Consider the following 14,468-nt stretch of genomic DNA (forward strand, 5'->3'; position numbering starts at 1 on the left):
TGACGATGGGGATCGTCAACGGAGGGGTCCCAGATAGGAATCTGGGACCAGCGAAATCTCGCTCGCGCCGGAATCTGGCTCGGCCCGGAATCCTTTCCGGGCCGTATCTCGGAGCGGAATCCCTTCCGCGTTCTCTCACGAATGACGATGGGGATCGTCAACGGAGGGGTCCCAGATAGGAATCTGGGACCAGCGAATGTGAGTCTGGGACCGGCGAATGGGAATCTGGCACCGGCGAATGGGAATCTGGCACCGGCGAATGGGAATCTAGCACCAGCGAATGGGAATCTGGCACCAGCGGGTGGGAATCTGGGAGCAGCAGGTGGGAATCTGGGACCAGCGGGGAGGTGTCCCATCTAAGGGCTATTCGTGCTTGCCGAGCGGCTCCAGGTTCGCTAAACTGTCTATATGCGGCCTGAAGACTTGCGAGATCTATTGCGGCGACAGCCGTTCGTGCCGGTCAGGATCCATCTTTCCGACGGCACAACGTATGAGGTGCGCCACCCGGAAATGGCCATCATCGGCCGGTCGACCGTGACCATCGGTGTCGAGGAACAAGAAGGCAGCGGAATCGCCGACCGCATGATGTATTGCTCGCTCCTGCATATCGTTCGGATTGAGGACGCGAATGGTCGAGATCTCTCTCGTAAGGGCGAAAACCCGCCCTGAGCCTTTCCTCAACTAATCTCAAGTCGTCGCCAGGCGTGATCGCAGAAACCGCCCGGTGTGCGAGCGTTCATCACGGGCGATTTCCTCCGGCCGTCCGGCGGCGACCACCTGTCCGCCGGCGTCGCCGCCCTCGGGGCCCAGGTCAATGATCCAGTCGGCGCACTTGATGACTTCGAGATTGTGTTCGATGACCACGAGGCTGTTGCCCTTGTCCACCAGCCGGTTCAGCACGCGTAGCAGGTTGTGCACGTCGGCGAAGTGCAGGCCGGTGGTCGGCTCGTCGAGCACGTACAGCGTATGATCGGTGGCCGGCTTGCCTAACTCGGCCGCGAGTTTGACGCGCTGGGCCTCGCCGCCCGACAGCGTGGTCGATGACTGCCCGAGCGTCATGTACGACAGCCCGACGTCATCCAAAGCCAACAGCAGATGTTTGATCCGCTCGAAATTCGCGAAAAACGGGATGCTCTCCTCAACCCGCATATCGAGCACGTCGGCGATCGATTTGCCTCGATACCGCACCTCGAGCGTTTCGCGGTTGTATCGCCGGCCCTTGCAGAGGTCGCAATCGACGAACACGTCGGGCAGGAAGTGCATCTCGATCCGCTTGGTGCCCTGGCCTTGGCAGGCCTCGCAGCGTCCGCCTTTCACGTTGAAGCTGAAGCGGCTGGGCCGGTACCCGCGAATCTTGGCCTCGCGCGTGCGGGCGAATAGGGCCCGGATCAGGTCAAACGCTCCGGTGTAGGTGCACGGGTTGCTCCGTGGCGTGCGGCCGATCGGCGACTGATCGATCTGAACCACCTTATCCACCCGCGAGGCCCCGATGATCTGCTCATGCTTGCCGGCCGGGGCCCTCGATTGACCGAGCAGCCGTCGCAGGCCTTTGAGGAACACCTCGTTGATCAGCGTGCTCTTGCCGCTGCCTGACACACCGGTGATGCACACGAAGCAGCCTACCGGAATGGTGACATCGATATGTTTGAGGTTGTTCTCGGCCGCGCCCTTGATTTGGATCGACTGTGCGAGCACGACCTTCCGGCGCTTCTCGGGCAGGGGGATGGTCACCTCGCCTCGCAGGTACTTGGCGGTTATCGACTCCGGGTGTCGCAGGACTTCGTTGATCGGCCCGGCGGCGACGACCTGGCCGCCATGCGAACCGGCACCGGGCCCCATGTCGATGAGGTAGTCGGCCGCCCGGATGGTCTCTTCGTCGTGCTCGACCACCAGGACGGTGTTTCCCGCGTCGGTCATGCGCCGCAGGGTGCCGATCAGCTTGCCATTGTCGCGGGGGTGCAGGCCGATGGTCGGCTCATCAAGCACGTAGCACACGCCGACCATGCCGCTGCCGACCTGGGTGGCCAGCCGAATCCGCTGGGCCTCGCCTCCCGATAGGGTCGAGCTGGCCCGGTCAAGCCCGAGGTACCCGACGCCGACGTCGATCATGAACCGCAGCCGCTGGATGACCTCGCGGAGAATCTGGGACGCGATGATTGTCCGCTCGCCGGTCAGCTTGAGCCCGCCGAAGAAGGCGTGGCTTTGCTCGATGGTCATCCGGGTGATGTCGTGCAGGTTCTTGCCTCCGACCTTGACCGCCAGGGCCTCGGGCCGGAGCCTGGCTCCACCGCAGGCTTCGCACGGCCGTTCGCTGAGAAACTCGTGCAGCCGCTGCTTGACGCTCTCGTTGTCCGTCGTTTCCCATCGGCGCTTGAGGTTGGGCAGCACGCCCTCGAACCTGGCACCATATTTCGCGGCCGTCTCCTTGTTGGTGCCGTACATGAGGATCCGACGAATCTCGGCCGGCAGGTTCTTATACGGTACATCCGGCGGCACCTTGAAGCTCTCGCAGAACTCGTTGAGCATTTTGCGATAGAAGATGTTGAGCTGTTTGCCGCTGTGTTGCCATGCGTCGATTGCCCCCTGGGCGAGGGACAGCGACGCATCGGCCACCACAAGGTCTTCGTCGAACTCAGGCACGTGCCCCAGGCCGTCGCACGTCGGGCAAGCCCCGTGCGGCGAGTTGAAGCTGAACAGGCCGGGCGAAAGATCGGGCACACTCGCCTGCGGGTGTTTGGGGCAGGCGAACCGCGAGCTGTACATCCGCTCCTGCCACGTGCCCTGTCCGCGGTCGAAAGCGATGATCACCGTTTCCCCGCCGAGGTTCAGCGCCAGTGACACGCTTTCGGCCAACCGGATGTTCGTCCCGGGCTTGACCGTCAGGCGATCGATGACCACCTCGATGGTGTGCTTGCGCGTCTTGGCGAGCGAGGGCGGCTCTTTCACGTCGTAGACCCGCCCGTCGACCCGAATGCGCACGAACCCTTCGCGGCGAATCTGCTGCAAGACCTCCTGGTGGGTTCCCCGCTGCCCGCGCACCACGGGGGCCAGCACCATGATCCGCGTGTTCGGGGGGAGGGCCATGACCGTGTCGACGATTTCCTGCGGCGAATAGCGGTCGATACGTTGTCCGCACACCCAGCAGTGCGGTTCGCCCACGCGGGCCATCAGGAGCCGCAGGTAGTCGTAAATCTCGGTTGTGGTCGCGACCGTCGAGCGCGGGTTCATTCCGCCGGTTCGCTGCTCGATGGCGATGGTGGGGGGCAGGCCTTCGATGTGATCGACGTCCGGTTTGGTCATCTGTTGAAGGAACTGCCTGGCGTAGGCCGAGAGCGTCTCGATGTACTTGCGCTGCCCCTCGGCGTGGATGGTATCGAAGGCCAGGGAGCTTTTGCCCGAGCCGCTCAGTCCGGTGATGACCACGAACCGATCGCGGGGTATGTTCAGCGAAATGTTGCGCAGGTTGTGCTGCCGGGCACCCTGGATTCGGATGAACCGGTCAGTGTTGCCGGCTATCAGTGTCATCTCGTTCGACACTCCATGTTGGGCAAACCCCAATGCCCAAGCTCCAATGGCCAATCAATGCCCAAGTCCGAATGACGAAATCCGAGCGTCCGCGCATTGACGAATGCCCAATTCCAGAGGCGAGGGAGCATCGCTCCTTGGGAATTGGTCATTGAGGTTTGGGGTTTGACTGGTCATTGGGATTTCGTCATTGGGGCTTTGTTATGCTGCTCATCCTGTTCTTCCTGAGGAAACAGACAATGCGCCAATCTGCCAGCCTATGCGATGGTCGGGGGAATGCAAGGAAGGAGAAAGCGAGCGGTCAGTTGTCAGCGATCAGTCTTCAGTCGGACAACTGACACCACCCCGAGTCCCCTCCTTTGTCAGCACGGCCGATTGCGAATAAGATCGGACAGAGGCCGACCGAGCCTGTCGACGTTCCGTAACCTTTTGTCAAGGCTGGAGATTGGCCTGACACGTGGGGTGCCGAATGATACACGGTAGAGAAGCCCAGTTGCATGCGGGTGAATGGTTGCCGCGTGTGCGCTTAAAGTCTGGCCTGACAAGACTTTATGTTCGCCTTCCGGCAGGGGAGTCGTTGGCTGAAGCAGCGGGGGTGAAGGGCGGGTTGGAACGGATGAAAGCCATGCGATTGAGAGCCGTTCGCGCCTTTTCGCTTGTCGAGATGATCGCGGTGATTTCGATCATCGCCGTGCTCCTGTCCTTGGCCGTGGTCGGCGTCATGGGCGTGCTGAACAGTTCCAAAGCCAAAGGCACGCTGGCGACGATGATCGCCCTCAAGCTGGCCATCGAGGAATTCGCAGACGACCGGTCGATGGCCAGCGGTCGCGGCGACCCGCGAAGCACCACCGGCCCGGACCCCAGGAAGGAGTGGAGGCTGCCTGCTCCCGACAACACCTTGGGCTACAAGGCCTACTTCGGTTCCCTGCCCCCGACGCCCATTGCGCAAATCGACCTTGACAACCCGACCGCACCGCTGCTGAACGAGGACATCCCCGACCAGGCACAGCAGGCTTCCAGGCAATTCAGCAACATGGTTCGCGCTTACCTGCAGGGGGCCAACGCCGGTCCCATTGGTCGAGAGGGTTTGCTCCCAAACGGTATCGATGTGAAATGGAGGAGCCCCAAGCAGGACCCCACCGGCGAGGACTACGCCAGCATCGAATGTCTGGTCTTGTTCCTGTCTCAGATGAGCACCCGATCCAGGGCCATGATGAACAAGCTGCCGGAAGCCTGCAAGAGCGATAATCTGGATCTCGATCGGGCGGTGCTGGCAGGTACGGGCAACTACGCTGCCTTATATGAGATTACGGACGCCTGGGACAAGCCGCTGCGGTGGGCGGTCAGGCGGCAGACAAGCGATCTGGTTCGATGGGAGCTTCGCTCGGCCGGCAAGGATGGGAAATTTGATGTGGGCGGCGCGTTCGCCCCGATCGGCCGGACCGACGACGTGGTATTGCAGGGGCCATGAACAACGGGGAGCAGAGAATGGCGAATGGAAAGCCCACGCAGGCAGCCGCACCAAAGCTGTTAGCTCTCGGCTATCGGCTATCGGTCGGAGCAAGCAGTCGTCGCAGCGTGGCTCTGAACCCTGGGCCCCGCTTAACACGGTCCGGGGACGCGAAGGCGGGATCCCTGAACCCTTTCCTCGCCTCGGCTTTTACTCTTACCGAACTCCTGGTCGTATTGGGCATTCTGGCGATTGTGGCGGCCTTGGCCGTGCCGGCCCTGGGTCCGATGTTTACCTCGAATCAGACCGCCTCGGCCATCAGCACTCTCAGCAGCATGCTGGTTAACGCCCAGACAATCGCTCGGGCGCAGGACACGGCGGTTGCCCTGCGGATCGAACGGGCATTCAAGACCAACGACAGTAAGCTCATGGTCAACATCCAAGGATTGACACCCTACGAGACGGGAATCAAGCGTGCCGACATGTTGAAGCGCTTCATCCCGCCGCCGGTCTGGCTGAATCACCAGCAGGTCAGGTTGCTGAAGCTTACCGGAACGGCGTTCGAGGCTCCTTCCGGGGGCTTCGAGCCCGTTGCGCTGCCCGAGCACGTCTGGCTCGCCCCCGGCGAGGCGCTGACCAACGCCGTGGCGTTTCCAAGCCTGCTGGAGAACAACCTGAAATACGAACCTGCCGAGGGCGTTACATACAACCGATTCGAGAACTTCATGGTGGTCTTCAACAGGTTCGGCGAGCTGGTTCGTTACCCCGGCGAAAACTGTTACTACCTCGACCGCACGCAGAAGTTCACTGAGAATCATGATGCTTATCCCTCCGTGGAGTACCCGCTGGGTCAGGATTCGTCGCTCTCGCTGATCGCCTATGATCGCAGGAGGTGGGAGAACGTCAACGACGACCTTGCGCGGCGCGATCTGCTGGCTCGCACGGGTGTGCCGATCTACATCAATCGTTTCAGCGGCGCGATTCTGGAGGAGAAGAGATGAAGAGAGCGGAGAACAGAAGACAGAAGTCAGAAGACAGGAGGCAGAATGCCGGAACGCCGCCGCGTTTTCAGTCATTCGCCCGCTGCGGCGGTTCTCCTGTCTCCTGTCTCCTGTTTCCCGGCTTCTCGCTGTTGGAGCTCATGATCGCCATCGTCATTCTGGGCATCGGCATGGTCATGGTCGCCACCATTTTCCCCATCGGCATCGACATGGCCGCCCAGACCGTCCAGATGAACATTGCCCAGTCGGTCGCCGACGCGGCGTTGGCCACGTTGAAGCTGAAAGTGCCCAGCATCTCGGACCTGACCGGTGATTCTGTGGCATCCTACCTGGTCTTTGCGCCGGATGTTACGGCAACCGACTTGGATACGGTCATAGACAATTCCGCCAACAACAACGACGTGCTCGCGTTGGCTCTGAGCGGGAAGAAATCAGGGCCGCCGCCGCCGCCGCTGACGGACTGGATGCCAGTGGACTCGCCCTGGGTTGTCGAATACGGCCCACCAGGCTTGAACATAGCGAGTTACCTGACCGGTATCTTTCCGGCAGGCGGTCCACCCAAAGTCCGTCTTTTCACCGAGACCACCGGCTGGACGGGCGAGAAGGGGGCAAGCGGGCCGGGTGGGGCGTGGGACTACGCCTACGTGATCCCGTCTCAGAATCTGCTGCTCAACTATCTTACCTGGCTATCACAAGGGAAGGATCCGCGTAGCTCGATGATCCCGCCCACGCTCGGGCAGGTTCCCGATGTCTATCCGGTGAACCTTGTCGATCAAGTCTATCCTCCCGTGCCGCTGATTGCGTTCGACCCCAAGAAGAACGAATATAAGAAGCGGCTTCCCGCTGATTTCATCCCCGACGTGGCCGGGCGGCGATACAGTTGGATCGGCATTCACCACGTTACCGATCCCACATCCGGCAGGGCGAGGTTCGTGGTCACGATTCTCGTGACGCACCGGAGCAGTCTGACAAACCGCTACGCTCGGCAGGCCGAGCCGTCCCAGGACAAGGTCGCGGGGTATAACCCTCGCTTCATCCAGCCGGATGATCGCAGGGAGCTGAGACTACCCAAACCGGATATGGATTCGCGCACGGATATGCTTTTCCCTCATCCTTGGCTGGTTCGTTTCGATCAGATCAACCTCGGTACCGGTGAAGTCCGCTGCACGCAGGCGGTGGCCGACCTGCTTCCACCCGGTTCGTACTTTGTTGCGGCTCGATCCGTTTATGCCTTCAATAGCAGCAACGAGCAGATCTTCCCGGCGGCGCTTGCTGCCGGGACCGCTTACGAGGTGTCGGCCCGTCAGGGGCAGAGGGGGAACCCCGACGACATCTGGACCTTGCAGATCAGGCGTCAGCCGCCGGTTGCCGGCGCGGCATCAGAGTGGATTCCGGAGAACCCGAGCAGTCCTCGGGAATTGGAAATCCCCTATGCGTGGGTGGTTTCGCCGGCCGTCGAGCGGGTGGGGACCGGTTACAGCTTCCAGGCCAAGTCGCCGGTGGCCGGTGTGTTCGTGAGGATGGTTGAGTAACTATGCGAACTGGAGAACCGAGAATCGAGAATGGCGAGTGGAGAAAGGGAACGCACGCCTCGGACGGGGTTCCCAATTCTTCATTCTTCATTCTCCATTCTTCATTTCGACGGGCCTTCACCCTGACCGAGCTTCTCGTCTCGCTGGTCATTCTCGTGGGCATGATGACGCTGATCGCGACGATTTTTGCCACGGCCGGCAAGTCCAGCGGCGCGGCCCAGGCTCAAGCCCGCATGCACCGCCAGCTTCTCCAGGCCGCCGACGCGATACTCGTTGACCTGACCAACACGCTGCCGGGCAAGGACGCTGCCGAGATTCCCAAGGGCGTCTTGGCCATCGCGGGTGTCACCATTGTTGCCCGCGACACCGTTCGATCCGCTGAGCTGCCTCACCGTGCCGACGTGCTGATGCTCCTGACGCAGCAGCAGTTTGAGCCCTTCATCTACCAGCATCCCCCTGCCGGCCAGACGCAGTTCGAACAGTACAAACAGGTCGTGTACGGTCACGCCGATTTCGGCGAGTTGAGTGCGGCCGGCGAGTGGCTCGGCGTCCCCAAATTCGTGGAAAAAGCGCTTGCCAAGCAGTGGTACGCTTCCGAGTGGCACCTCGCCCGCCGGGTGGTGGGTTTCCGCAAACCGCCCAGCGTGGTCGACGACTCGACGAACACGCGTGCCTGCCAGTGGCCGCTGGTGTCACCCGCGTTCCTTGGTAGTGACGCGACCAGAGCCGTCACCGATGTCTGGTACGACGTCAATAATACCATCACCTTCCCCGGCATCCTCGGTTGGATGAACCCGGGGTTCTATGCATACGATCGCAGCGGCTCGTCATCCGGCGGATTCGGTCTTTACGAGTGCTATATCGAGAGGAAGGCCGACAGTTCTTCCGGATCCGGAGGCGGTTTCTTCCGAGTTGACAGGCGGCAGCAGGGTGAGTTTCTGTTGGAAAAAGACCCTTCAGATTCGCGCGTCTATTGGTGGAAGCGCCCCAGCGCCACAGGCTTGTGGAAGCGAACAGATGCGCGCCGCACACCGCCGGACATCTCGTACATGCCGGACCAGCCGAAGCCTAATCCGGTTGTCCCGTCCGATTATGTCAGGAGGGGATCGTCAGATTCCGTGCATTTCTGGCCCGACTGGTTCTACGCTCCGGATCGCGTTAAGAACCCGCTGACAGATTCTTTTCGCACGCGACTGGATCCTACGCCGCCGCCGGGCATGCCGCAGCGGACCGCGGCTTATTTCCTGCCTTCGTGCTCGGAGTTCAAGGTCGAGTTCACCTATGACGACCCGAGCGAGATCGCCGTCGATCCGGCCAAAGGTCAGCCGATCCTTGCGGACACCAACGGCGATGGGCATGTGGGGGAGCCGTACGACGCGGGGGCCCTGCATGACGCGCCGGCCGCCTCGCCGATTAACTGGGAGACCGTTCCGCCGGGTCACATCTTTGTCTGGACGGGCTTGCCGACCGATCCCAATGTCTATGATGATCTTCGCAACCGCACCTTCCCCTATCGCTGGCCTCGGGCCTTGCGGATCACCATCCGGGCCTACGCCCCCGGCGGAGCTTTGGATTACCCAATCACGCATACCCTGATACACGTGTGGAAGTGAAGCGGTGAGCATTCATCGCGCAGCCGTTACTGCGGGTGTGGCCTGCGGCAGGCTCTCAGCTTGCTTGGTCGAATCCCCAACGAGACCGTGCGGCGGGTTGTTCTATGAAGCATGAACGTCAGACGATGCAGAGCGCGGCCGTCCGCGGCGTTCGTTGACGGCGGTTTATGCAAGCTTGCCGGACTTGAGGAAGTACTCCATAAGCTCGTGGCCGGGGTCGATTCGGAGCCCTGATTCCTCGGCCTGGGATTCGGTGAAGCGTTCGGAGCGATCGGGGGCGACGCCGGTGCCGACCATGCAGAACGGCGGCGGAACCGCGGAGTGGGTTTTCTTGATTACCGGGGTGGGATGATCTGGGGCGATCAGGATGCGCCACTTGTCGAAGCTCTTGAGCTTGTCGAGGAGCGGGCCCACGATGTGCTCGTCGATTTCCTCGATGGCCTTGACCTTGGCGGCGGCGTCGCCGTTATGGCCGGCCTCGTCGGGGGCCTCGATGTGTACCACAATCATGTCCATTTCATCGAGGGCCGCGGCCGCCGCCTCGCCCTTGCCTCGGTAGTTGGTGTCGATGTAGCCGGTGGCTCCTGGGACCTGGATGAGCTTCCAGCCGATGCTCAGAGCGATGCCGCGAATAAGATCGACGGCGGTGATGGCCGACGCCCGCAGGCCGTATTTCTCCTGGAAGCTCGGTAGCCTGGGTTTTCCGCCCTGACCCCACAGCCAGATGGACGTGGCCGGGTTCTCGCCCAGATCACGTCTGACGATGTTGACGTCGTGGTTGGCGAGGATTTCCTGCGATTTGGCGATCAGCTCCCGCAATTCGTCGCTGCCCTTGCCGGTGGGCAGATAGCCGGCGACCTCCTCGCCGGGGATATCGTGCGGCGGCTGGCAGTTGACCTTCATCGAGATGCCGCCCTTGACCACCATCAGATGCCGGTAGCCGACGCCGACGTGGAACGAAATACGATCGTTTCCCAGAGCGGATTGCAGGTCGTTGATGACCTGGGTGGCCTCGGCCTGGGAGATATGTCCGGCCGAGAAATCTTCCATGCGCCCGTCGATGATGGTGACCAGGTTGCAGCGGAAGACGAGGTCGTCAGGGCCAAGGCTGATGTTGTTGGCAACCGCTTCAAGGGGCGCCCGGCCGGTGTAGTGGGCCCTGACGTCATAGCCGATGACGCTGAGCGTGGCCACGTCGCTGCCGGGAGTGAAATCTTCGGGGATGGTGCGGACGAGGCCGGACCGCCCGGTGGCCGCGATCCAGTTCATGTTCGGGATGCGGGCCGCTTCCAAGGCGGTCTTGCCGTCGAGCTGCGGGATTGGCTCGTCGGCGGCCCCGTCGGGCAGTATGATTGCGTACTTCATGTCGGATACTCTTCGTGTTCCTCAACCACCCGGATCATGACCGGTGACTCGCGCACGATATCGAGCGAACCGATTTCTTTCAACGCCGCCTGGACGTGGCCCTCCTGGGCGACGTCGGTCAGCACCACGACGGTCGCGGTTCTGTCGCCGGGCACCTGCGGCGTCTCATGCTGAGTGACGGCCTTGAGACTGATCTGCCGGTCACCGAAAACCCTGGTGAACGCGGCCATCACGCCGGGGCGATCCACGACCTTAAGCCGGATGTAGTAGCGCGAGCGAAGCTGTTCCATCGGCACGTACTTGGGCGGGCCGGTCACGTCGCTGAGCACTCGAAAGCGCTCGAAGGTCCGGCCGGCGTTGCCGATGGCGATGTCGACGATGTCGGCCACGACGGCGCTGGCGGTCGGCTTGCTGCCGGCTCCGCGACCGTAGAAGAGCGCGTGGCCGACCCAATTGCCATAGACGCTGACGGCGTTGAACGAGCCGCTGGTCGAGGCCAGCGGGTGCTTTTTTGAAACGAACGAGGGATGAACTCTCAGGCTGATGCCGTCGTCGGTCCGCTGAGCGATGCCCAACAGCTTGCAGACGTAGCCCAGTTCCCTGCCGGCGGCCAGGTCGATCGCATCGAGCTGATCGATACCCTCGATGTGCAGGGCCCCGAAGTCCACGTCGCAGCAGAAGGCCAGCGATGCCAAGACGGCGAGCTTGTGGGCGGTATCGGTGCCGTTGACGTCAAGCGTCGGGTCCAGCTCGGCGTAGCCGGCGGCCTGGGCCTCAGCGAGCGCCATTGCGTAGGGTTTGCCGTTCCGGCTCATCTCGCTAAGGATGTAGTTGCAGGTGCCGTTGAGAATGCCGTAGATGGCGTTGATGCGGTTGGCGATCAGACCGGTGCGCAGCGGCAGAATCAGCGGGATGCCCCCGCCGACGCTTGCCTCAAACGCCACGCAGCAATTGTTCCGCCGGGCGGTCGCGTAGATCTCCCTGCCGTGCTTGGCCAACAGGGCCTTGTTGGCGGTCACCACGCTCTTGCCTGCGTTGAGTGCCGCCAGCACGAAGTCTTTGGCGACGGTCGTTCCGCCGACCAGCTCAACCACCACATTGATGGTTTTGTCGTTGAAGACGTCGGAGGCGCTGGTGCTGACCAGCCCGACCGGGACGTTGACCTTGGCGGCCTGGGCGGGGTCCTTGTCCACGACGCGGGCCAGTTCCAGCCGAACGCCGGTCTTTCGCTCGATTTCGGCGGCCTCGGCCTGGATGATGCGGACCACGCCCTGTCCGACCGTTCCGCAGCCGATCAGTCCGATTCTGAAAACATCACTCATTGACCGTGCCTCCACACGATCTCCCCTCTCCCCCTTCATAAGGGAGAGTCGCAGGGGGTCGCTCTCCGGCAAACTAAAGCTGTCAGCAATCAGCCGTCAGCGTTCAGCCAAGCTGGGGGCCGACGAGGGCGTCGGCCCTACTGACCGATCGATCGGACGGGCCAGACCGTCCGGCGAATCGATCAATCTAGGGCTCGGTGGATTGGGATGCAAGCGGCGGGCTTGCGGGCATGCAAACCCGATGGAAACAAGGGCTTGCGCCCGGTCGGCGGGTCGACCCAGGGGGCTGAACGGGGGGCCGGAGAACGGCAACTGTTGTGGGGTGTTTCAAGATCCGATCTTGAAATAGCACAGAGCGGAGGTATCATCAGGCTCATGATCAAGCGCGATCTTGAACCCAGGCTCAAGAAGGCGGCCAAGTCGTTCCCGGCGGTCACTCTTACCGGGCCCCGCCAGAGCGGCAAGTCGACGTTGTGTCAGGCCGTGTTTGCCGATCACCCGGTCGCTAACCTTGAATCGCCCGACGTGCGAGCTTTTGCCAGTGAAGACCCCCGTGCATTCCTGGCACAGTTTCCCAAAGGGGCCATCATCGACGAGGTGCAACGCTGTCCGCAGATTCTCTCCTACCTGCAGGGCATGATCGACGCCGAACGCAAACCGGGCCGATGGATTCTGACCGGCTCGCAGAATCTGGCCCTCCTGGAATCGGTCAGCCAGTCGCTGGCCGGCCGCACGGCGGTGATGCAGCTTCTTCCGCTGGTGCACGGCGAAGTCCGCCGCTTCAAACGCCATCCCAGGTCTCTGGACGAGGTCATCTTCTCGGGAAGCTACCCCGGTGTTTTCGACCGGAAACTCGACCCGAAGGACTGGTATGCATCCTACGTAGCGACCTACGTCGAGCGTGATGTTCGCACGGTCTCGAACGTGGGCGACCTGACCAGCTTCCAGCGGTTTCTCGGCATTTGCGCCGGGCGGACGGCACAGATGCTCAACATGTCTTCTCTGGCCTCCGACTGCGGCATCGCCCAGCCGACGGTCAAGGCGTGGTTGTCGGTGCTGGAGACTTGCTTCATCGCTTTTCGTCTTCCGGCGTTCAGCGGCAATATCGCCAAGCGGCTGGTGAAGATGCCCAAGCTCCATTTCCTTGACAGCGGCCTGGTGTGTTGGCTTCTGGGCATCCGCAGCGCCGATGAACTGCGGACCCACCCGCTACGGGGCGCCGTCTTCGAGAGCTGGGTCGTGTCGGAGATCCTCAAGCACCGCGTCAACCAGGGAGAACACGGCCACCTGTTCTACTATCGCGACCAGCACGGGATCGAGGCAGATCTGATTGTCGAGCAGGGAAGGAAGTTGACCATCGTGGAAGCCAAGGCCGGGCAAACCGTCACCGGCGACATGCTCAAGAGTGCCCGGCGCGTGCAAGAGATCCTGAAACCCCTGCGTCAGACCGAGGCGATCGTCATCCACGGCGGCTCGGCTGCGCAGAGCCGGGACGAGGTCAAGCTTGTGCCGTGGAGTACGATTGGCAAGCTGGAGTGGGTGTAGAGCAGGCATGATCTCCACAGGACTTCTGACATGAGGCTTGCGCAATGCGTTTGGCCAAGCTTTCATCAAGCGTGCAAGAGGAAGGCTGAACGCAAGAAGTACACGGGCCACCGCACGCCTCGAACTCACCAACGAAGGTTTTGTGTCGATAAACAAGAGCCATGCGAGGGCCGTTCCGCTCTGCGTGCGCATTCCGCATCTTTGCATCCAACTCGGCAACTGTGTTCTTCTGCTCGTCGCGATCGCAGTTCGTTGAGGCCGGCCCTGCTATTGACCCCCCTCGATCCCCCCTTGCCAAGGGGGGAAGGAAGGCATCAGGATTGGGCGTCGCGGAGTTTGCGGAGCTGTGTCAGCACAGCTCGGAAGTCCTTGGGCAGCGGGGCATCGACGCGCATGCGGGTTTGGGTGCCGGGGTGGACGAAGGTCAACGACTGGGCGTGCAGGCTCAGGCGGTCGATGAGCGGGCGCTCCTCGTGCTTGGCGCTTGGCCGATAGTTGGGCTTGAGCTGTGACAGGAAAAAGGCCGAGCTGTCCGCATACACCGGGTCGACGAGCAGCGGCAGCCCCAGGGCCTTGAGGTGGACGCGAATCTGGTGCTGACGGCCGGTCAGCGGGCGGCATCGCAGCAGAGTCACCGGTCCGAGCCGCTCCTCGACCCGCCACCGGGTCACCGACGGCTTGCCCTTGCGCTGGTTGATGACCATCACGCCGGTCAGACGCGGATGCGGCGCGAGCGGGGCGTGGATGACGCCGCTGTCGTCTTCGGGGCTGCCGCTGACCAGGGCAAGGTAGTCTTTTTCGACCTCACGTTTCTGGAACTGTACCGAGAGGAAACTCTGGGCCTGCTGTGTCTTGGCCATCAGCAGGACGCCGCTGGTGTGGCGGTCGAGGCGGTGAACGAACAGCAGGGTAGTGTCTTTCATCCGGTCGCGCATCAGGATCTCGCGAAGCGAGACGCCTCCCTGCCGGCCCGGAACGGTCAACATGCCCGCGGGTTTGTTCACCACCACCAGGTGCTCGTCGTCAAACAGGATGTCGATGGGTTGGGACATGGGAGGTTACTAGGTCGTGTTGACATTCATTGTAGCGGTTTTGACGCCTTTGCCGATGTTGTT

At 62.1% G+C, this 14,468-nt stretch carries 10 protein-coding genes; 6 read left to right on the top strand and 4 right to left on the bottom strand.

Translation table 11 applies throughout. The features are described from left to right. The first annotated feature begins 423 nt into the window (after positions 1-423). Positions 424-669: a hypothetical protein gene (locus tag PLL20_17630; protein ID HPD31816.1), complete on the top strand. Its 246-nt coding sequence runs from the start codon at positions 424-426 to the stop codon at positions 667-669. Positions 670-687: 18 nt separating this feature from the next. Here PLL20_17630 and uvrA read toward each other — a convergent pair whose 3' ends face one another. Then, complete coding sequence (gene uvrA / locus PLL20_17635; GenBank protein ID HPD31817.1) at positions 688-3,525, bottom strand: excinuclease ABC subunit UvrA; 2,838 nt, start codon at positions 3,523-3,525, stop codon at positions 688-690. Positions 3,526-4,150: 625 nt separating this feature from the next. On the opposite strand from uvrA, the gene PLL20_17640 reads away from it, so the two are divergent. The 4 genes from PLL20_17640 to PLL20_17655 are packed head-to-tail and all read left to right on the top strand — an operon-like array spanning position 4,151 to position 9,121. Then, positions 4,151-4,996 carry a type II secretion system protein gene (locus tag PLL20_17640; protein ID HPD31818.1) on the top strand — a complete coding sequence of 282 codons (846 nt, stop codon included), beginning with the start codon at positions 4,151-4,153 and terminating at the stop codon, positions 4,994-4,996. A 17-nt stretch (positions 4,997-5,013) separates the two neighbouring features. Further along, entirely contained in the window at positions 5,014-5,976 is a 963-nt protein-coding gene (locus tag PLL20_17645; protein ID HPD31819.1) for a prepilin-type N-terminal cleavage/methylation domain-containing protein, read from the top strand. Next, entirely contained in the window at positions 5,973-7,508 is a 1,536-nt protein-coding gene (locus PLL20_17650) for a type II secretion system protein (GenBank protein ID HPD31820.1), read from the top strand. The genes PLL20_17645 and PLL20_17650 overlap by 4 nt, the downstream gene beginning before the upstream one ends. A 2-nt stretch (positions 7,509-7,510) precedes the next feature. Continuing rightward, positions 7,511-9,121 carry a type II secretion system protein gene (locus PLL20_17655; protein ID HPD31821.1) on the top strand — a complete coding sequence of 537 codons (1,611 nt, stop codon included), beginning with the start codon at positions 7,511-7,513 and terminating at the stop codon, positions 9,119-9,121. 165 nt (positions 9,122-9,286) lie between these two features. Here the strand turns inward: PLL20_17655 and PLL20_17660 are convergent, their stop codons facing one another. Continuing rightward, positions 9,287-10,486: a cofactor-independent phosphoglycerate mutase gene (locus PLL20_17660; protein ID HPD31822.1), complete on the bottom strand. Its 1,200-nt coding sequence runs from the start codon at positions 10,484-10,486 to the stop codon at positions 9,287-9,289. Next, complete coding sequence (locus tag PLL20_17665) at positions 10,483-11,808, bottom strand: homoserine dehydrogenase (GenBank protein ID HPD31823.1); 1,326 nt, start codon at positions 11,806-11,808, stop codon at positions 10,483-10,485. The genes PLL20_17660 and PLL20_17665 overlap by 4 nt, the downstream gene beginning before the upstream one ends. Positions 11,809-12,183: 375 nt before the next feature. On the opposite strand from PLL20_17665, the gene PLL20_17670 reads away from it, so the two are divergent. Beyond that, on the top strand, positions 12,184-13,353 hold the full coding sequence (locus PLL20_17670; protein ID HPD31824.1) for an ATP-binding protein: 1,170 nt from the start codon (positions 12,184-12,186) through the stop codon (positions 13,351-13,353). A gap of 314 nt (positions 13,354-13,667) precedes the next feature. Here PLL20_17670 and PLL20_17675 read toward each other — a convergent pair whose 3' ends face one another. Beyond that, the gene (locus tag PLL20_17675) at positions 13,668-14,405 is read right to left on the bottom strand and encodes an RluA family pseudouridine synthase (GenBank protein HPD31825.1); all 738 of its coding nucleotides are present in this window, start codon (positions 14,403-14,405) and stop codon (positions 13,668-13,670) included. Positions 14,406-14,468 lie beyond the last annotated feature (63 nt).

The organism is Phycisphaerae bacterium, assembly GCA_035384605.1.
Classification (GTDB): domain Bacteria; phylum Planctomycetota; class Phycisphaerae; order UBA1845; family PWPN01; genus JAUCQB01.

Coding starts and splice junctions, on each gene's coding strand:
- uvrA (HPD31817.1), bottom strand. CDS start 3,525: ATGACACTGATAGCCGGCAACACTGACCGGTTCATCCGAATCCAGGGT.
- PLL20_17645 (HPD31819.1), top strand. CDS start 5,014: ATGGCGAATGGAAAGCCCACGCAGGCAGCCGCACCAAAGCTGTTAGCT.
- PLL20_17655 (HPD31821.1), top strand. CDS start 7,511: ATGCGAACTGGAGAACCGAGAATCGAGAATGGCGAGTGGAGAAAGGGA.
- PLL20_17650 (HPD31820.1), top strand. CDS start 5,973: ATGAAGAGAGCGGAGAACAGAAGACAGAAGTCAGAAGACAGGAGGCAG.
- PLL20_17670 (HPD31824.1), top strand. CDS start 12,184: ATGATCAAGCGCGATCTTGAACCCAGGCTCAAGAAGGCGGCCAAGTCG.
- PLL20_17665 (HPD31823.1), bottom strand. CDS start 11,808: ATGAGTGATGTTTTCAGAATCGGACTGATCGGCTGCGGAACGGTCGGA.
- PLL20_17675 (HPD31825.1), bottom strand. CDS start 14,405: ATGTCCCAACCCATCGACATCCTGTTTGACGACGAGCACCTGGTGGTG.
- PLL20_17640 (HPD31818.1), top strand. CDS start 4,151: ATGCGATTGAGAGCCGTTCGCGCCTTTTCGCTTGTCGAGATGATCGCG.
- PLL20_17660 (HPD31822.1), bottom strand. CDS start 10,486: ATGAAGTACGCAATCATACTGCCCGACGGGGCCGCCGACGAGCCAATC.